Annotated in this window: 19 protein-coding genes and 2 tRNA genes; 6 read left to right on the top strand and 15 right to left on the bottom strand. The window is 31.0% G+C overall.

Annotation, left to right across the window (positions count from 1 at the left end):
• Nucleotides 1–22 precede the first annotated feature (22 nt).
• The 7 genes from LCI24_RS03540 to LCI24_RS03510 form a co-directional block, all read right to left on the bottom strand.
• A complete protein-coding gene (locus tag LCI24_RS03540; protein WP_274639200.1) occupies nucleotides 23–2,140 on the bottom strand; it encodes a peptidylprolyl isomerase in 2,118 nt (705 codons plus the stop codon).
• 105 nt (nucleotides 2,141–2,245) lie between these two features.
• The gene (locus tag LCI24_RS03535; protein WP_274639199.1) at nucleotides 2,246–3,538 is read right to left on the bottom strand and encodes a hemolysin family protein; all 1,293 of its coding nucleotides are present in this window, start codon (nucleotides 3,536–3,538) and stop codon (nucleotides 2,246–2,248) included.
• On the bottom strand, nucleotides 3,538–3,735 hold the full coding sequence (locus LCI24_RS03530; RefSeq protein ID WP_274639198.1) for a hypothetical protein: 198 nt from the start codon (nucleotides 3,733–3,735) through the stop codon (nucleotides 3,538–3,540). Before LCI24_RS03530 ends, LCI24_RS03535 begins: the two co-directional genes overlap by 1 nt.
• Nucleotides 3,735–4,307: an LPS export ABC transporter periplasmic protein LptC gene (lptC, locus tag LCI24_RS03525; RefSeq protein WP_274639197.1), complete on the bottom strand. Its 573-nt coding sequence runs from the start codon at nucleotides 4,305–4,307 to the stop codon at nucleotides 3,735–3,737. The genes LCI24_RS03530 and lptC overlap by 1 nt, the downstream gene beginning before the upstream one ends.
• Nucleotides 4,308–4,316: 9 nt before the next feature.
• The gene (locus LCI24_RS03520; RefSeq protein WP_274639196.1) at nucleotides 4,317–5,627 is read right to left on the bottom strand and encodes a tetratricopeptide repeat protein; all 1,311 of its coding nucleotides are present in this window, start codon (nucleotides 5,625–5,627) and stop codon (nucleotides 4,317–4,319) included.
• 15 nt (nucleotides 5,628–5,642) lie between these two features.
• Nucleotides 5,643–6,911, bottom strand: coding sequence for a BamG family beta-barrel-assembly machinery protein (bamG, locus tag LCI24_RS03515; RefSeq protein ID WP_274639195.1), 1,269 nt, complete (start codon nucleotides 6,909–6,911; stop codon nucleotides 5,643–5,645).
• Nucleotides 6,904–7,635: a type III pantothenate kinase gene (locus LCI24_RS03510; RefSeq protein WP_274639194.1), complete on the bottom strand. Its 732-nt coding sequence runs from the start codon at nucleotides 7,633–7,635 to the stop codon at nucleotides 6,904–6,906. Before LCI24_RS03510 ends, bamG begins: the two co-directional genes overlap by 8 nt.
• A 109-nt stretch (nucleotides 7,636–7,744) precedes the next feature.
• Here LCI24_RS03510 and LCI24_RS03505 point away from each other — a divergent pair.
• Together LCI24_RS03505 and LCI24_RS03500 are read left to right on the top strand one after the other, a co-directional pair.
• Nucleotides 7,745–7,817, top strand: a tRNA-Phe gene (locus LCI24_RS03505).
• A 64-nt stretch (nucleotides 7,818–7,881) separates the two neighbouring features.
• Nucleotides 7,882–7,954: transfer RNA gene (locus LCI24_RS03500), tRNA-Phe, on the top strand.
• A 79-nt stretch (nucleotides 7,955–8,033) separates the two neighbouring features.
• On the opposite strand, the gene LCI24_RS03495 is transcribed toward LCI24_RS03500, so the two are convergent.
• Nucleotides 8,034–9,011: an endonuclease/exonuclease/phosphatase family protein gene (locus tag LCI24_RS03495; protein WP_274639193.1), complete on the bottom strand. Its 978-nt coding sequence runs from the start codon at nucleotides 9,009–9,011 to the stop codon at nucleotides 8,034–8,036.
• A 102-nt stretch (nucleotides 9,012–9,113) separates the two neighbouring features.
• Here LCI24_RS03495 and LCI24_RS03490 point away from each other — a divergent pair, with 102 nt between their 5' ends.
• Nucleotides 9,114–9,578, top strand: a complete 465-nt coding sequence (locus LCI24_RS03490) for a Spy/CpxP family protein refolding chaperone (protein WP_274639192.1) — start codon at nucleotides 9,114–9,116, stop codon at nucleotides 9,576–9,578.
• Between the two features lie 80 nt (nucleotides 9,579–9,658).
• Here the strand turns inward: LCI24_RS03490 and LCI24_RS03485 are convergent, their stop codons facing one another.
• From LCI24_RS03485 to LCI24_RS03470, 4 genes are read right to left on the bottom strand one after another with little or no spacing between them, the layout of a single operon-like run.
• Nucleotides 9,659–10,174, bottom strand: coding sequence for a gamma carbonic anhydrase family protein (locus LCI24_RS03485; RefSeq protein ID WP_274639191.1), 516 nt, complete (start codon nucleotides 10,172–10,174; stop codon nucleotides 9,659–9,661).
• 4 nt (nucleotides 10,175–10,178) lie between these two features.
• Entirely contained in the window at nucleotides 10,179–10,913 is a 735-nt protein-coding gene (locus tag LCI24_RS03480; RefSeq protein ID WP_274639190.1) for a LytR/AlgR family response regulator transcription factor, read from the bottom strand.
• Between the two features lie 2 nt (nucleotides 10,914–10,915).
• Complete coding sequence (locus tag LCI24_RS03475; RefSeq protein ID WP_274639189.1) at nucleotides 10,916–13,108, bottom strand: tetratricopeptide repeat-containing sensor histidine kinase; 2,193 nt, start codon at nucleotides 13,106–13,108, stop codon at nucleotides 10,916–10,918.
• Nucleotides 13,101–13,814, bottom strand: a complete 714-nt coding sequence (locus LCI24_RS03470) for a hypothetical protein (RefSeq protein WP_274639188.1) — start codon at nucleotides 13,812–13,814, stop codon at nucleotides 13,101–13,103. The genes LCI24_RS03475 and LCI24_RS03470 overlap by 8 nt, the downstream gene beginning before the upstream one ends.
• Before the next feature lie 244 nt (nucleotides 13,815–14,058).
• Here LCI24_RS03470 and LCI24_RS03465 point away from each other — a divergent pair, with 244 nt between their 5' ends.
• On the top strand, nucleotides 14,059–15,189 hold the full coding sequence (locus tag LCI24_RS03465; RefSeq protein WP_274639187.1) for a vWA domain-containing protein: 1,131 nt from the start codon (nucleotides 14,059–14,061) through the stop codon (nucleotides 15,187–15,189).
• A 175-nt stretch (nucleotides 15,190–15,364) separates the two neighbouring features.
• Here the strand turns inward: LCI24_RS03465 and LCI24_RS03460 are convergent, their stop codons facing one another.
• Genes LCI24_RS03460 through LCI24_RS03450 form a run of 3 tightly spaced genes read right to left on the bottom strand, consistent with a single transcriptional unit; the run spans nucleotide 15,365 to nucleotide 17,995 of the window.
• Nucleotides 15,365–16,159 carry a glucosaminidase domain-containing protein gene (locus LCI24_RS03460; RefSeq protein ID WP_274639186.1) on the bottom strand — a complete coding sequence of 265 codons (795 nt, stop codon included), beginning with the start codon at nucleotides 16,157–16,159 and terminating at the stop codon, nucleotides 15,365–15,367.
• The gene (locus LCI24_RS03455) at nucleotides 16,159–17,100 is read right to left on the bottom strand and encodes a 1-aminocyclopropane-1-carboxylate deaminase/D-cysteine desulfhydrase (protein WP_274639185.1); all 942 of its coding nucleotides are present in this window, start codon (nucleotides 17,098–17,100) and stop codon (nucleotides 16,159–16,161) included. The genes LCI24_RS03460 and LCI24_RS03455 overlap by 1 nt, the downstream gene beginning before the upstream one ends.
• Before the next feature lie 31 nt (nucleotides 17,101–17,131).
• Nucleotides 17,132–17,995, bottom strand: coding sequence for a winged helix-turn-helix domain-containing protein (locus tag LCI24_RS03450; RefSeq protein ID WP_274639184.1), 864 nt, complete (start codon nucleotides 17,993–17,995; stop codon nucleotides 17,132–17,134).
• 365 nt (nucleotides 17,996–18,360) lie between these two features.
• On the opposite strand from LCI24_RS03450, the gene LCI24_RS03445 reads away from it, so the two are divergent.
• The gene (locus LCI24_RS03445) at nucleotides 18,361–18,753 is read left to right on the top strand and encodes an SMI1/KNR4 family protein (protein ID WP_121146120.1); all 393 of its coding nucleotides are present in this window, start codon (nucleotides 18,361–18,363) and stop codon (nucleotides 18,751–18,753) included.
• Nucleotides 18,754–18,894: 141 nt separating this feature from the next.
• Nucleotides 18,895–19,302, top strand: coding sequence for a hypothetical protein (locus LCI24_RS03440; RefSeq protein ID WP_274639183.1), 408 nt, complete (start codon nucleotides 18,895–18,897; stop codon nucleotides 19,300–19,302).
• Nucleotides 19,303–19,326: the final 24 nt, after the last annotated feature.

The raw sequence follows: 19,326 nt of genomic DNA, 5'->3' as shown, positions 1-19,326 counted from the left end.
TTTATTTGTATGACGTTATTTCTTATTGAATTCCGTAGAAAGAACTCATGTTATCTTCAATATCAGACGCTTTTTTAACCGCCTCATACATTTGGAAGGTTTTATTCTGTCTTTCGTTAGCAATACGCTTTCTGTACGTATCGTAGTTTGGTAATGCTGTTGGTAATTCTTTCTTTTCAACAACAAAAGCAAACACACCTTTATCTCCTACTACATTTTTAACTACTTCGTTCTCTTTAGCGTTAATCATTGCTCCTACTACTTTTGGTTCGAAACCTACACCTGAAATTGTTGGTGATTGTAAGTTTACATCTGTAGCAGTTCTAACTGTTTGACTTACTGATTTAGCGATTTCATCTAATGTTGAACCACTAATTTTATCTTCAATCATTTTTGCTTTACGCTCGTTTGTTAAGATAGGACGTACACTTGCAGTTGCTTTATCTACTGGCATTAATCCTTTTTCAGTTTTTGCAGTTAATACAGCTACTACATATCCACCTTCTACATCAAAACGTTTAAAGTCTCCTTCGTTTACTTCTTTTTCAAATGCCCAAGTAATGATTTGTCTTTCACGACCTACACCTGGTACGTTTTCATCTAAAGACTTTAATCCTACCGCTGGTAAAGAAGTTAAGTTTTTTTCTTTTATAGCTTCTTCAAAATCTTTTCCATTTGCTAACTCTAAAGCTAATGTTTCTGCATTTTGGAATACTGCATTTTCTGTTTCTTCTGAAGCTTCTATCTTACGTCCAAAAGTAGCTAACTTTACTACTGGTTGGAAGTTCTTTTGACCATCTATTTTAATTACGTGAAATCCGAATTGAGATTTTACAACTCCCATATCACCTTCTTTTCCTTCAAAAACAAAGTCTCTAAATGATGGTACCATTCTGTTATAAGCAAACCAATCATAGAATCCACCTTTTTCTGCAGAACCTTGATCTGATGACATTTCTTTAGCTAAATCTGCAAACTTAGATTTATCAGCTTTAACAACAGCTAATAAACTATCAGCAGTCTTCTTAGCTTCTTCTTCAGTTTGAACAACTGTTGCATCAGCACTTGCAGAACCAACAAAAGGAATTAAAATATGACTTGCTTGTGCAGAATCTGGTAATTGTTTTACTTCTGTAATTTTAGATAATTTAAAGAATCCTGCATCTTTATATGGTCCAAAAACATCTCCTTCTTTACCGTTGAAAACTTCTTCGGCAATTCCTTGAGGTACTTGAATTTTAAACTTGTAGTTATTATCTAATCTTAAATCAGATTCGTTTTCTTCTAAAAACTCACTATAGTTTGTAGTATTTTTTAATCCTTTTACAGGAGTATTGTTTATTACTGAATCATCAATTAATTTTGCTACGTTAGCTTTAATAGCTTCTTCATCTTCTGTAGTAGGCTCTATATTAAACTTTACAAAGTTAATATCTCTTGAAGCTTCTACTTTAAAAGCGTCTTGATGCTGGTTTATATAATTTTGAACATCACTTTTCTTTAAAGTTACTAAACTATCTGCAATTGTAGTATATGGTACATATACATACTTACCTGATACTTTTGTATTTTCAGTGAAATACTTAGATTCTCCCTCTTTTAAAGAAGCTCCTAAGCCAGCAGCAACTAAGTTATCGTATGTTGTTTTTTCTATGTTGCTTTTTATAGAAGCCATATATTTTTGCCAAGCACCCCATTCTTGTCCATTTTCTTCTTTAATGGTAGCTAAGTGCTCTTTTAACTTATTTTTATCGAAAATCCCTGAAGTTTGGAATCTAGCGTCGTTTTGAATTACTGGAGTTTCGTATAAGGCATTTAAGATATCTGCATCCCCAACTGTGATTCCTGCTTCTTCTAATTGCTTTTTGTATATTTTTTGACGGATTAAGTTATTCCATACTGCTTTTGCAGCCTGCATCTCAGACATGTTATTTCCTGTTTGTGCTTTGTAAGCATCTAGAGCTTCAGCAAACTCTTGACGAGAAATGGCTTCGCCATCAACTTGCCCTATTTCGTTTACTTTGCTTGCGCTAAAAAAGTCTGATATTGTAGAAGGGTCTAATACAAAAGCAAAAAGTGCTAAACCAATTACAAGAATTAAGAACATTGAGCGTTCTCTAATTTTCGATAAAATTGCCATACGTAATTTATTTTATTAACAGTGTGCGAAAATACAATTTCACATTAAATAATGCAATGTTTTTTTACGCTGTTTTTGAGGGAGTTCTAGGCAAAAGGAGGAAAATTAATCTTCTTTACCAGTTACTTTAAAATAAATGTCATCAATCTTGGTTGCACTTACTTTTAAGATTTTAATTTGAAAGTTTTCTATATGTAAAACCTCATCTTGTAGTGGTATTGTTTCAGTATGGTTTAAAATAAAACCTCCAATTGTTTCATAGGCTTCTTCCTTTGGAATGCCTAGGTTATACTCTTCATTAAGGTAGTCAACTTCTAAACGAGCTGAAAAATTAAACTCATTTTCACTGATTCTTTCTTCTAATAATTGTTGTGTATCGTGTTCATCTTCAATTTCACCAAATAATTCCTCAACAATATCTTCAACAGTAATAATACCTGAAGTACCACCATATTCATCAACTACAACGGCTATACTTTTACGTTTTTTTATTAAATTATTAAGTACATCGTTAATAATCATAGATTCTGGCACAAACTCTACTGGTAACAAAATTGCCTTAATAGTTCGTGGTTTCTTAAAAAGCTCAAAAGCATTTACATAACCTAAAATATCATCTAACGAGTTTTTATAAACCAAAATTTTTGATAAACCTGTTGTTATGAATATTTTTTTTAGATTACTTACTGTCTCGTGTAAATCAACCGCTACAATTTCAGTTCTAGGCACCATAATTTCACGAGATTTTACCTTGTGAAACTCTAAAGCATTTTGGAATATTTGAATTTCAGAGTCTACCTGTTCTTCATCATTTCCTGCATCTAATTGTTCTGAAATATAGTTTCCAAGCTCCTCTTTACTAAATTCGGTTTGAATTTCATCTTCTTTTGTACGGAAAAAAACATGCAAGAAAAAATCTGAAATTTTAGTAATTACCCATGTAACTCCATAAAAAACAACATAAAAAACATAAGCAGGTATAGCAAAAAACTTAAGCATTTCATTTGCATAAATTCTAAAGATAGCCTTAGGCAAAAACTCAGCTGTTACCAAGATAATTACTGTTGAAATAAGTGTTTGTGTTAGTAAGCTTATATCAGATAATACATAATTTACAACTGTATAGTCTGAAGGTAAAAAGGATTGGAACCATCCCATCAACAGCTCTCCCATGAAGTAACTATAAATTACTAAAGCTACATTATTACCTACTAGCATAGTGGTAATAAACTTTGAAGATTTTTCAGTTAACTTGGTTAGAATTTTAGAAAGTATTCCATCCCCTTTTTTCTCTAACTCTATGTGAAGTTTATTTGCTGAAATAAAAGCTATTTCCATACCAGAAAAAAAGGCTGAAAATAAAATAGAAGTAAGAATAATTAAGAGTTCGGGTTGCATTAACGTTCTTTGTTTCTTTTTTCTACTTTTCTTCTAAAATGTCGTTTAAAGAAGAAAATTAATATGATAAAGATAGCAAATCCAAACATAATAAACGCTTCTTGTCTATCAGAATTCCATTTCAAAACTCCTTCAACAAAAAAGATTACTCCTATAATTAAGTATCCGTATTGTAAATATTTCCAAAGTGCGTTCATTATATATCTTTTTGTGTTGTTTCTATATCTCCTGTAATATCTTTAGCTATCCACTTACTCAAATCTTCGCTCGACTCAAACCCAAAGCCATTAATTTCAGATTCTGGAGTTGTAAATCGAAAACCATCTTCTGTAAAAAAGTAGTGTTCGTTTTGATCCCAGAATAATTGATTAGTTTCTAGTTTTGTTTGATTCGTATGATTCGTAATAACCACATTTCCTCTTATTTCAGATACTTTTGTTTTGTTGTAGGTTAAAGCATAGTTTCCTGAAATTGTTGTTGAGTCTGTCCCTGTTTTATCAATTGTTACAATTTCAATTCCTTTAGGAAACTCACTATATGGGTGTTCTTTTCTATTAGAGTAATCATAAAAAACAGGTGCTTTTGTTTTTGAACTTATTCTTCCTGAATCTTTATGGACATGATAGATATTTACTGCTGAACCTACTGGTAAATTTTTATCAGCAAGAAAATCTCGCACCTCTTTTTTTGAATTGGTACAAGAAAAAAACATTGCCACCAAACAAATGGTAGCAATGCTATTGTATATATGTTTTGCTCTTTTAAGCATTAACTTCTATTAAGGTACACGAACAGTTTCTCCAATCCAACATCCAACTCTATAACTAGCTCCTGAAGACATACCTTTTTGGAAAATTAACTTTTTAGATGGTACATTCTTTTTGTAACTAGAAATATATCTTCCAGCTCCACATCCTGGATCAACTTTTTTAGCTTTTAAAGCCTTATTTAAAGCTGCTACATACACCATTCTTTTTTCAAACTCATCACTACCACAAGAGTTAGCACTTCTTTGGTATAAACTTGCAATGAATAAGTATGCTTTACCCATATTAGGGTTGTACTTTAATGCTTCGTAAGCTAAAGCTCTAGCTCTACTTCCTCCAGCACTTTGAGCTTCTCTTAACTTATACTTAGCTTTTTTAAATGGATCAGTTTCCAAGTCAAACGCTTTCTTTCTCATTTTAGCAGCACCAGCGTTATCTCCATTTTTAGCTAAAACTCCTGCTAAGAAGTTATATGCATCTGCTGACTGAGTTACCTTAGCATACTCATTTGCTAACTTCTCAAATAAAGGGTCTGTTTGACATTCTTTATTATACATTCTTGATACTGCTCTTTTTAACCAAACACCATCAGTTTTATTTTCTTCGAAGTCTCTAGAGTAAATAGGTATTAATCTTTCACATGTTGCTATCTTAGAGATTTTTGCATCTAAACCTCCTTCAACTTTACCTAACAACCCTGAGTTAATCGTATAAGCTCTTAAGTTTCTTTTCTCTCTAGAAGTAATTGTTCCTACAGAATCTTTCTCTTGTAATTTTGCAATCTTCTTACTGTAGTCTTCTAATTTTTCTTCTACAGATTCCATTACATCATCATAAGTATCAAAAACTTTTTGAGGATTAGAGTCTTGATATTTATCCGATATCATTTGGAAATATAAAAAGATATTTTTTACTCCCATATCTTTTGGAGAGATATCGTAAGCCTTCTTTAAGATTTCAAAAACTTCATCATCTGACGCTAATTTGTTTTCTATTAAAAAATCTGCATAATCACTATGTGCTTTAGCAGGGTCTTTATCTGGGAAATTAGCTAACCTTGTTTCATATACTTTCTTGGCTAAAACAGGATCTTTCAAGTTTTCAGCAACTTTAGCACCATATTTGTAGATATTAATAGATAATGAAGCACAATTATCTAATAAATACTCTAAATTAGGTTTTGCTTGGGCATATTTCTTTGTTGTAGCATCTCCTTTAAAAAGGTTATACTTGATATGACATTCTTGGCTTGCTTGCGCTTTCGCTCCATTTACGGCTACAAACAAAAATAATCCTGTTAGTAAATACGTAATTTTTTTCATCGTTCTCAGTTTTTGTTAATCTATTCGTTTTTTTTGGAACCAATTAATACTATTCAAAGATAAACTTAATCTTACATTGAAGTAGTTTTCTTTTATTAAGTTATTGTTAGTCGTTCCTCTTTGCCCGTACTCAAATCCAACATTTACGTTTGATAATTGTCTCGGCAATGGCAATCCTAATCCAACATTTATGCCAAAGTTTTTTACAGAAGTAAAATTATCAGTAGTTTTCACTAATAAACCAGTGTCTTCAAAACGTAAACCAGCTCTATAGGTTACTCTATCCCAATAACTTGATATTGAATTAATTTTTGGAATATAATACCCTCCTATTGCAAACTTACTTGAGTCATCGTATTTATGTGATGATCCATTAGCTATAAAAACACTATTACTTCCTAAAGCACTTTGGAATTCTTGGTTAACTCCTACATACCATTTATTTTCTTTTCCTAGACCAAAACCATAAGCACTTTTTAAAGGTACATTTATATTTCCGTCTAAAGGTCTATTAAATAATTCGTCTCTTGGAATCTCTTGTCCAGAGTTACTAAATGATAATGAGTACATCTTCTCTGACCCTCTTGCAGATAAATCTGTAGTCATTGTGAATGATGCTCCTGTAGATAGTTGTAATTTATTTTTTAATTCTGTTTTATATTGTAACCCTAACTTAAACTGCCCACCTCTAATATTAAAAGATTCTTCATGTTTAGTTGCTAAAGCTACATTGGCTCTCTGATTTAAAACGCTATTTTCTATGTTTCCAAAAATAAAACTTGCTTCTGCTCCTACAGACAAGCCTTTGTATGCATACATACCAAAACTTGCATATATCTTGTTAGCTCCTCCTTCTCCTGTAAATAAAGTAACGTCATCGGCGTTTGCATCATCTAACAAAGAATACCCAACAGATGAAAAAGGTTGTAAACCGACAGATAATCCTGCTTTTTTTCCAATAGGAAACCCTAATGAAATATATCTTAAACTTGTTGAGTTTCCTGTTTGAGAAGCATCTTGTTCCTTAACAGTTAAAAAAGTTAAGCTACCTCCTATTGCATAGGTTGCAGCCCTTAAATCAGCATTTGACGCTGGGTTTGTAAAATTTAGGTGATGATAATCTTTCATTGCAACACCAATACCTCCCATAGAAGCTTGTTCTACTGTTACTGCCTCAAAATTTTCACCAATACCAAAATAAGAATATGGTGAAGCACTGTTTCTTTGTGCTAATATTGCCGACGTAGTTAGTACAAAAACTCCTAATATAAATCTCTTAATCATTCGCTAAATTGTGTATCAAAATAGTATGTAACCCCTCCAAAACAAAATTTGGATGGGCAAATATGACACTTTTTAATTGTTTTGACAAAAAATATGTATCCCCTCCTGTTAAAACTACTGTTAAATCTGGGTATTTTTTTTGATATTGTGCTATAATTCCGTCTATTTCATTAGAAACTCCATTGATTACTCCTGAATGAATTGAACTATTTGTATCAACTCCAATAAAGTTTTCTATTTCACTTGTTTCTAGTAACGGTAATTTAGAAGTAAAAGTATGTAGTGCTTTATATCTCATAGCCATTCCTAGCGAAATAGCACCTCCTAAGTACGCTCCTTCTTTTGTAATAAAATCGTAGGTTATGCATGTACCTGCATCTAACACTAATACATTTTTATTTGGAAATGTATTTATTGCTGCTGATGCTAATGCAATTCTATCAACTCCTAATGTTTTTGGCGTTTTATATAAATTTTTAAATGGAACTTTTGTGTTTGAATCCAAAAAAACTGGATTCAAAAGTTCTGCTATTTTTTGTTTTTCTTCTTCTGTTAAATTAGCTACTGAAGATATAATACTATTTGAAATTGAAAATTTTGAAATAATTTTTTCTAACTCTGTAATTATATTTTTCTTTTCAAAAACAAATATTTCTTTAACAGTATCTATTTCAAAAACAGCTACTTTAACTCTTGTATTGCCTACATCAATAATTAGGTACATATTTCATTTCTTAGAGCTTGTAAATTTACGTCACATTTTTTTAAAGTTTTTACTTTGTATAATTAAAAAACGATTGTATATTTGCATCCGCTTAACGAAAGTAGCAACTGGTGCCTTAGCTCAGTTGGTAGAGCAAAGGACTGAAAATCCTTGTGTCCCTGGTTCGATTCCTGGAGGCACCACAATAAAACTCGTAGCGCATGTTGCGAGTTTTATTTTAAAGATGTTACTTTTTAAGCTATGACTGGTGCCTTAGCTCAGTTGGTAGAGCAAAGGACTGAAAATCCTTGTGTCCCTGGTTCGATTCCTGGAGGCACCACGATAAAAACCCGAACAAATTTGTTCGGGTTTTTAGTTTTTAAAGCTATGCGATTCTATAGACTAGTGAGTTTCTATAGTTATTTTAACTTAAATTTCATTTCTACTGGCAAATGATCTGATGCTTGTCCGAACTCTTTTAATACAGTTCCATCTATATATTCTATAGAATTTTCCGTAAAAAAAATATAATCAATACGTTCTACTGGATTTTTTGTGTCAAATGTATTTTCAGGGTTTTCAACAAAAAAGGCTGCATTTCCTACTCCATCCATTGCAAACATTTTTCTAACAATAGCCTCTTTTTCTCTTGCTTTTGAATTAAAGTCTCCTAACAAAATGGTTGGATATTCTTTTTTATACTTATTAAAAAGATTCAATACATATTCAAATTGACGTACTCGTGTTGTTTTATCAAAAGCTTCTAAGTGTAGATTTATAACAACTACTTCTTTTCCTCCTAAAGTAACTTTTACCACTTGTACCAATCTATCTAAATACAACGCATCTCTATAAAATGGGTTGTCAGCTACTCGCTCTAAAACTATGCGTTTATAATCATTTAGCTCGTATTTACTCAAAATTGATTGACCTGAAACTATTTTACCAAAATGCATGCTTGGTGGCCAATATGGAAACGGCACATAGTGTTCATCCCAATTTACACCTCTTGCCACATAATTATAACCTAATTCTGCTAATTTTTCTTCTTGGTTTACTTCATAAGATCTTGCTGCATTATAATCGACTTCTTGAAGAGCAATAATATCTGGATTCACTTTTTTAACCTCTGTAAGCACCTTTTTTAAGTTTGAATCAAATAATTCTTTAGGTTTTGCTATTGCTCTGTTATTTGTCATTCCGCTTAAATAACCAATATTATAAGTTACTATGCTGTAGATTGAATCATTATCAGTCGTATTAGTGTAGTCGTGTGTAATAACTTTGGCATATTCTGCTTCATCCATTGTTGGGGACGATGCCCAGAAAAAAAAGATTGCAAACAATCCTACAGCTAGTAGTAAAAACCTTAAAACAATTCTAAAAAATGACTTCATAAAAAATTAAAAAAGTGTTAAAAACGATTTCAAATTTAAACTTTTTTAATCTGGAATGGTCTTAGAAGCGTAAATAATTAAAGAACCTTAAAATTTAATAACATGAAGAAATTACTAACAATCTTGATTTTAGCAGTAGGTTTTACTGTTACTACTCAAGCACAAAAGAGCGATAAGACAAAACATGAGGAGTTAAGTACTGAGCAAAAAACAGAACTAGCTGTAAAAAAAATGACACTACAACTTGATTTAACTGAAGCTCAACAAAAGCAAATTAAGCCTTTAATAGCAAAACAAGTTGCTGAAAAACAAAAAATGTGGGCTAAGAGAAAGGCCATGAAACAAAGCGGTAAAAAGGCTACAGCTGATGAACGTTATGCTATGAAAAGTAAAATGTTAGATAAGCAAATTGCTCATAAAACTGAAATGAAACGTATTTTAAACGAGCAACAATATGAACGTTATGAGAAAATGACTGCAAGAAAAATGAAAAGACATAAAAAGAAAGGTACTCATAAAAAGTTTAAAAAAGGAGAACACCATAAAAAACATCAAGAGGAAAAATAAGCTAAACCTCTTAATAAATTAGTTTTTGATTGAAAAAAAAGCTCGGTTTTGGAAACAGAACCGGGCTTTTTACTTTTCTATTACTCTTTAAACCAACCTGAATATTTAACATAATTATTAGCAATCCTGTCAATTTCTCCTGAAATAAGTTCTTTAGAAATATCTTTTACTTTTTTTGCTGGTACTCCCGCATAAATGCTCCCACTTTCAATATGCGTATTTTTAGTTACAACTGCTCCTGCTGCAATTATAGAATTAGATTCTACTATACAATCATCCATAATAATACTACCCATACCTACCAACACATTGTCATGAATAGTACATCCATGTACTAAAGCATTGTGACCAATGGAAACATTATTTCCGATAGTAGTTGGTGATTTTTGATAGGTTGCATGTATTACTGCTCCGTCTTGTACATTTACTTTATCTCCCATTTTTATATAATGTACATCTCCACGAATTACTGCATTGAACCATACACTACACTCTTTTCCCATTTGTACATCACCTACAATAGTTGCGTTTTCTGCGATGTAACAATCTTCTGGAATTTGTGGGTGTTTTCCTCTTACTGATTTTATAATTGGCATAGTTTTATTTAAAATATGATAATAAATTTGCTTTTTTAGATGCGGAAACCATAATCTCTTTTCCGTTTGACAATATTACGCTTCCTCCTTTTCCTTTTTTATATTTTGAAATTTCGTTTATATTCACTAAAAACGATTTGTGCACCCTCACAAAAGAGTTATTTTTTAAGGCTTCTTCAAAATATTTTAGTGTTTTACTCACTAATTTTTTAGAGTTCTCAAAATATATTTCAGTATAGTTATCATCTGCTTTACAAAATAAAATTTCATTTACTGCTACTACTTCAAACCCATCTTGCTGCGGAATGGTTATCTTTCCATTTACTTGATGTATGGCTTTTGGCATTAACACAGCAGTTTCTAACTCATTTTCTTTTTCTTTAATTTCCGTTACAATACTTACTGCCTTAATTAGCTCATCTATTGAAATTGGCTTTAACAAATAATAAGTTGCTTGATTATTTAATGCTTCAATGGCGTAATGATCGTAAGCTGTTACAAAAACTACTTCAAAAGTTTTATTTTCTACTTTTTCTAACAAATCAAAAGCATTACCAAAAGGCATTTCTACATCTAAAAACACCAAGTCTAATTCGTGTTTTTCAATTAATCTTTGTGCTTCTCCGATATTGCTTGCTTCTCCTAACAATTCAACATTAGGACAGTATTTAGCTATATAATTTCGTAGAATATCTCTACTTATTTTCTCGTCTTCAACTATAATTGCTTTTATTTTCATTGCTAATTTTCGTCTTTTTTTAGTGTCAATTCAACCTTAGTCCCACTTCCGTCCTCATAAACATTAGAAACCATCACAGATATTTTATCTTGATACATATCGTTCAGAATGGCAATTCTATTTTTAATAGTACTCATTCCTTTTGATTTCTGTTTAAGTTGATTTTTCGTCTTCATTTCTATTGATTTCTCCCTTCCTATTCCATCATCTTCTATCAAAATTGTGATAGACTCATTATTTTTAGGAAGCATCGAAATTTGAAGTTTTCCTTTTTCTTTTTTATATCGAAGCCCATGCCAAATAGCATTTTCTATATACGGTTGTAGTAACATTGGTGGAATAGAGTATTGCTCCAGCGGTATACTTTCTTCAATATGGATGTTGTAGTCGAACTTATCCTTAAAACGGTTATGTTCTAATTTAACGTACAATTCTAACAACTCAATTTCTTTAGTCAATGGTATGAAATCTTCATCTGAATTTTCTAATACCGAACGCATTAATACTGAAAATTCTGATAAATATCGATTTGCACTTCGTTCATCATTTACCGCTATAAAACTATTTACTGAGTTTAATGCATTGAAAATAAAATGCGGATTCATTTGTGAACGCATCGATTTTAATGCCAATAAATTGTTTGCTAATTTTTGTTGCTTGTTGGTTCTAAACATAAAATACACTAACAGAATCATCAATAAAAAACCTCCTATTAGTGAATAAATAATCCATTTTTGTCGCTTGTTACTCTCCTGAACCAATTGCTGATCTTTATATGCTAAACTGATTTTACTATCTGCTAATTTTTTATCTTTTTCTAAACTCGCTATCCTGTTTTGATTGTCTGAAATTCGCTTACTAAAACGTTTTACCTGCTGAATTTCCTGTTCTTTTCTCGAATACAACGTATCTACCAGCGTTACATAATCTTGATAGGTTTTTAATGCTTCTGTATAGTCTCCTACCGTTGCATATACTTCTGATAAGCGCTTGGTTGCATCTTTTTGAATGATTAAGTCTTTGTTTTTATCTGCATCTGCAATACTCTTTTTTAAATATGGAATTGCTTCTTCATATTCAGATTTTTGCATGTAGGCGTTACCAATTTTATAGTTGATTTTTTGTGAGGTAATTGAATCAACTAATGATTCATTATTTTCAGCCTCAATAACTATATCATCTGCTTCTTTTAAGCTCTCTTTTCGTAATTGAATTTCTTCGTCATATCGTTGAGACTTGTTATAAAAATCGGCTACTTTTTGCTGTTCCTTTAACGAACGCTTCTTATTTTCTTCAGATGCTAATTTTAAAGAATTCTTAAAATATCCATCAGCTTTTTGTGTGTTTCCTTGAGCTGCAAAAACTTCTGCTAGTTTAGAATTTAAATCTGTTATTTTAGGAGTGATTAAGTTCTTTTTCGCAATTGCTAATGCTTTTTCATAGTTTGCTTTAGCCTTGTTATAGTTTTTTTGAACTAAATACACGTCTCCTAACCCTTGATATGCAGTTAAACTCAAGTAATTATTTAACACTCCGCTTTGTAAACTTTGCAAATAGTTCTGTTCACTACTGCTATAATCTTCAGATAAAAATGCTGCTTTAGCCAATTTCAGACGAATTCTGGGCGAATTCACTTCTTGTAAAGAAATTTGATAATTTTCAACCGCTAAATCGTACTGTTTCCAATAAAAGTATACATCTGCTAATTCTTTGAATACATTTGCTCTTTGGTTTTTATTAGGGTTTGTTAATAACGTTTTTTCAACAAAAGACAAACTTTTATCAATATCTTTCTTCTTATAAAATTCAACTGAATCTAAATATTGTGAGTATAAACCTACTTGCTTTCTTTTACTATAAGAACTTAGTTTTGATTTTCTTTTGGATGTAAAACCTTCAACTTCCACCTTTATATCTTCATCATCTTTAATAGTATAAAAAACACGATTAAAATTAGGATGTGACACTTCCAATTGGCTTCCTGCTGTTGCTTTTACAGTATAGTTTCCCGTTATTTCAGAAAACCGGAAAGTTCGTCCGTTTACTTCTACTCTCGCATCTTTAATGGGGTGATTTCTTTCCTTACTCACCACTTGAACTTTTACTAAAAATTCTTTTGATAGTTTTTTATCTTCTTGGGAAAAGACTCCCAAAGACAGAAAAAGAAATAATAATATGTATATTTTTTTAATCATTTACAGGATAGTATTCAACAGCCTTAAAGCTTTCAGTATTAAAATCAACATAAAAATAATGTATTTCTAGTTTATCTTCTTTTGTTTTTAAGCTTTCGGTTGTTTTAAAATATAGTCTATTATTAACCTCCATTAATTGTGTGTTTAACAGCTTTTGATTTGGTAGTGAAATCTTCTTAAATCCAGAACCATTAATTTTACTAATATACAAACTAGTATCATCCTTAAAATCTAACTTTTTATCATCATTTGTATCAGCATCAATAACTTTATATAAAAGAATTTGCTGTTTTGTTTTATCAAAAATAGTTCTTAAAAACTCTACAGAAGAAATTTTAATATTCTCTCTTGTTAAAGAGGTTAATACATCTGAACCCATTTTTTGAAACTTTAGATTTGCCATCATTCCATTAAGCTCATTTTCATAGGAATTAGTCAAATGATAAACTCCTTCACTACTTGAAGATTTTAAGAAGTAACCATTATCCTTATTACTTTTCACATATCCTATTGGATGAATGAAATACAATGTGCTATCAATATGAAATGGTAAATCAGCTATTTTAATTAAAGAAGTATCAACTTTAATCTCTTTCTTAGTTTTATCTAAAACAGTTATTTCATTAGCTTCATTTTTGGTATTCGACTTACAACTTGCACATATAATTCCTAAAAAAAGGAATATTAAAATCACTTCTTTTTTCATACTTATTAATTTTTTATTTGTGTAAACATACTCACTTAAACCCATACAAAAAAACGGCTACTACACCAGAACACTTCAAAAAACAGTCAAAAAATAGGTGTTACTCATTTAACTTATCATTTCCCTAAACAAAATAGTGCGTTTACTCATTCTTGATTTTTTAAGAAAAAAGTTGGAGGTAGTTTTGAATAGGAATTAACACCAATCAAACTTTTCACCCAATTAATAACTAAAAACAAAAATTATGAAAACGCACGCATTCAAAGTATTTTTCTTTTGCTTAGTACTACTAACAGCAACTACGTTTGCTAATGAAAATCAACGTACAAGAAAAGTAAAAAAACAAACCGTTAAAGTTGCATTATTACTAGATACAAGTAATAGTATGGATGGACTTATCAATCAGGCAAAAGCACAATTATGGGAAATTGTAAACGAACTATCGTACGCCAAATGTAATGGTACCACTCCTAACTTAGAAATAGCTTTGTACGAATACGGAAACTCAAGTTTATCTTCTAGAGAAGGTTATATCCGACAAGTTTTACAGTTTACTAGTGATTTAGATGAGATTTCTGAGCATCTTTTTTCTTTGAGTACTAATGGTGGTAGTGAATATTGTGGTCAAGTAATACAAACGTCGCTAGACGAATTAGATTGGGGAGCTAACAAACGTGATTTAAAAATGATTTTTATTGCAGGAAATGAACCTTTTACTCAAGGAAAAATTAATTACAGAGATGCTATTACAAATGCTAAAGAAAAAGATATTACCATAAATACTATTTTTTGTGGTGATTATAACCAAGGTATTACTGGAAGATGGCAAGACGGAGCTATTTATGGAGGTGGTGATTATATGACTATTAATCAAAACAAACATATTGTACATATTGTAACTCCATACGATAACGATATTATTATTTTAAACAAACGTTTAAATGACACCTACATTCACTATGGTTCTTATGGGTATTCTAAATATAGTAATCAAGCAAAACAAGATATGAATGCTGAAAGTTTAGATGAAGCTGTAGTAGTTAAACGTGCTGTAACTAAAAGTTCTAAATTATATAAAAATGCAGAATGGGATTTGGTGGATGCTACAGAGGAAAAAGAAATTGATTATAGCTCTTTAAAAAAGAAACAACTTCCTAAACAGTTACAAAATAAATCTGCCAAAGAAATTAAAGTGTATGTTGAAAAGAAACGTAAAGAGCGTGCTGAAATTCAGCAAAAAATTCAAGAGTTAAATAAAAAAAGAAAGTCTTATGTAGCAAAAAAACAACGCGAAAATTCTAAAAAAAATGAATTAGAAAGTGTTATGATTAAAGCCATTAAAAAACAAGCAAAAAAGAAAAATTACTCTTGGTAGTTTTGATTGGGGTTTGGTTAAGTTGAAGCGGAGTTTTACTCCGCTTTTTTACGTCGTCATTCCTACCAACGAGAGGAATCTCATTCAAAGAAACAGTAAATATTTTTAATAAACAGAATCAAAGCCCTTCAGATTTCTCACTTCCGTTACATTACAGTTCGAAATGACATTTCGTTTATTTTACTAGCAAATCTTGACCAATACTAATGTTATTGTCACTTAGCCCATTTACTTCTTTTAATCGTTGTACCGAAATATTATATCGTCTGGATATAGAATACAACGTATCTCCTTTTTGAACTTTATGAGAACTTGTTTTATAAGTTGGTGTTTTTGCTGCTAGAGAACCATCTCGTCTTACTCTATCGTATTTATCTAGATTGTACTTTCTAATAATAGATATTAATTTTTGAGGATATTTTCTGTCCGTTGCATATCCTGCTCTTTTTAACCCATAAGCCCAACCTTTGTAATCTGTATGTCTCAACCTGAATAAGCTTGCATACCTTTTACGAGTTAATAAAAACTGAGAGTGATCTTCATACGATGTTTCTGGATATTTATATTTTCTAAAACATTCTCCTTTTTCATCATCATCGTGAGTTACACTATGCCCTTGCCAACCTCTATGACATTTGATTCCAAAATGATTGTTTGATCTAAGAGCTAATGCACTTCTACCACTTCCTGATTCTAATACCCCTTGTGCTAAGGTGATACTAGCTGGAATACCATGTTCGTGCATTTTCTTAACCGCAATTGGTGCAAATTTTTGAATATATGCTTCCGTATGATTTGTAGTAGTTGATATTGGTTTTTGTATTTGTTCTAACTGTGGTAACTCAGGCGCTTTTTCTTCTCTAGGTTCTAAAACCACTTCATTTGGTGTACTTTTTACTACATTCTTACCTGATCCACAACTTGTCAATATTACAGCACAAACTGCTAAAAAAACTACCTTTATTCTCATTAAACCTTTATTAACTCTTGATTTTTATTCTTTAATTTTTGATTTACTCCTGCTATTCCTTGTAAACCTCCTGTATGAATTGCCAGTATTTTACTGTTTTTCAGAAATGTGTCCTTTGCCACTAAATCTAATATTCCAAATAACATTTTACCTGTATAAATAGGATCTAGCAAAACACCTGTTTGCTCTTTAAATTCATTTATAAAACGGATTAACTCCTCTGTATATTTTCCGTAGCCTCCAAAATGATACTCATTTTGCAAACTCCAATACTCATTCTTGAGTATAAAAGGTTTGATTTCATCTACTAAAAAATCACCTTTCAACGCAGGGAACCCTATTATTTTTTGATGTTTTTTAGCTGAATTTATCAATCCTGAAATTGTTCCGCCAGTACCTACTGCACAACAAATATAATCGAATTTTTCATCTTCATTTGTTAAAATCTCTTCACAGCCTTGTACCGCTAATGCATTCGTTCCTCCTTCTGGAACCAAATAAAAATCACCAAACTCATTTTTTAACTCATTGATGAATTCTTCAGAAGTTTTGTTTCGGTAGGTTTCTCTTGTAATAAACTTAAACTGCATACCATTCTCGTATGCATTTCTTAAAGTTCCATTTTGAGAAAGCGTCTTAACTAAGTCTTTACCTAGCTCATCTCCTCTGATAATTCCAATGGTTTTGAATCCTGCTATTTTTCCTGCAGCAGCAGTAGCTGCAATATGATTAGAATAGGCACCTCCAAAGGTTAACAAGGTTTCTTTTCCTTGTCGTTTTGCTTCTTCAATATTGTACTTCAGTTTTCTGAATTTATTTCCTGAAACAAATGGGTGGATAGTGTCTTCCCTTTTTACAAAAAGTTCAATTCCTTTTGTTTTTAAAATAGGCAAATGAATTTGTTCATTCTCTGGTATGGGAATTTCTAGTTGAAACAGCATTTTAAAAAGTTATCAACGCAAAAATAAGCCTTTAATCTATTTCTAGTTTATATCCTACTCCGTGAATATTGGTTATTTTTATGGATGTATCATCTTTTAACTTTTTACGAAGTTTAGAGATATATGTATCTAAACTTCTTCCGACTACTACACCATTATCTTCCCAAACTCTTTTAGTTAACTCTTCACGTTTTATAATTTCGTTAGGTTTACTGATAAGAATTTCTAACAACTCACATTCTTTTTTAGATAAACTAATTTCTACAGCTTGTTTTACTAACTTGTTTTGCTCTGGGTAAAACTCAAAAATCCCTAAGTTTACTACATTCGTTAGGTTATTAGTTGTCGCCGTTTTATTTTTCCTCTTTTTTTGAAACACAAAACCTACAAGTACAGCTATTAAAACCAGTAATCCATAAAAAATAAACTGATTATTATTTGACCTGCTTATTTTAAGAAATTGAACTTCTATAAAATAACAATTGGTAGGCAACGCCCTTCCTTTACAAGGGATGATTGCTTTTTCTTCTTTTTTCTGCATTTCGTAGCTATACACTACTTCCTCATCATCACAATTTTTAACCTCTAGAATGTAATTTGATGGAAAACTTGACTTTTTAAAACTCCTATTAACTAAAGCTACCAAACCATCTGGTTCAATCTTCAAATTGTTTTGAAAACTTAGCTTAAAGGTTGATTCACTCAATTGCTGTACAGGTAAAACTAATGAGGTAGTATCTGCATTACTCAGCAATAACTGGTGTCCTACATTTCGAAGTGAAACTTTTACACGTTGTAAAAAATTTTCGTTGGTCGTACACGAAGTAAACAAAATTATTACAGCAAATAGGGTTAACCCTATTTTGGATATTATTAAATTAAAGCTCTTACTCATACTATTTACAAATATCCTACTTTTCAATTGCTTTAGACGAGAGTTGACATTTCTTTTACACTTTTTTGACATTTTTTATCTCTCGTCATTGCGACCAGAGGGAAAACACTTACTGTCATTTCGACTGCAAGGAGAAATCTCATTAATAAAAGTAACTCACAACCTTAAGATTTCTCAGTCGCTCATAAAATCGCTTATTCGAAATGACATTATTTTACTATATTGAAACTCGAAAATTGAAATGTATAAAATTGTTAAAACCTTCTTTTATCATCTACAAAAATCAAAATAACAGTACTTTTAGTTCTTTTATGACATGTTGTGTATAATTCAGTAATTCTCAAGATGAAAAAAAATAATTTAAAATGCCATTTGACTTAGACGAAAAATATATTAGAGAAACTGAATCAGAATTAAACGTAAAATTCCCGTCTGAATTTAAAAACCGAATGATTAAATTAAATGGAGGCGAATTGGTTACAGACGAATTTGAATTTGAACTATATCCTTTTTTTGACAAATCTGACCGAAAAAGAATAAGTCGGACTTGTAATCACATTGCACTCGAAACAAAAAACGCTCGTGAATGGAATGGATTTCCTAAAAATGGAATTGTTATCGGGTTCGACGGATTTGGAAATCTAATAATCTTGACTCATAGTGGAAACGGAATTTTGACTGACGAAATTCACTTTTGGAACCACGAAATCGGACAAGTAGAAAAAATAGCAGAATCTATAACTGAATTGGATGGATAAAAACTATGCACAGCAAAGTGTATTAAAAGATCAGTTAACTCCATTATTAATAGAAAGCAACGAAATTACAATTGAATGATAGCATTTGCTAAATTAGGTACTTAAAACACTAAAAAAACTTTATTGATAATATCTAAAACTATGGAAGATTTTTGTTGGAGATGTGGAACTCCCCTAATATTTTTATTAAACTCAAATAATATTCTTTCGAGCGAGTGTAAAAAATGTGGTCAAGGATATGGAAAATTGAAAGGTAAATCTTTAATTGAAAGTAGACTAGACTCTTCTTTCTCCCACCCTCTATATCATATAATTTTTGAAAAAGAAAAAGTATCTCAAGAAAAAGTTAATCGAATTGCTTTGGCTTTTGCTCAACACGACAAAAGGTATCTTGAAATATTTATTAAAGATATAGAAGATGAATTAACTACACCTAAACGGAAACTAACTGATTTCCATAATTTATATGGGGCTGAGGAAATAGCTAGAGATTATCTTTGTCGATTATCTAAAGAAATCAAATACTTACTGGAACAGAAAATAAAATAACTACTTATAACAATCCAAAAAAAT

The organism is Tenacibaculum larymnensis, assembly GCF_028829235.1.
Lineage (GTDB): Bacteria > Bacteroidota > Bacteroidia > Flavobacteriales > Flavobacteriaceae > Polaribacter > Polaribacter larymnensis.
This window is presented reverse-complemented; position numbering and strand designations above follow the sequence as displayed.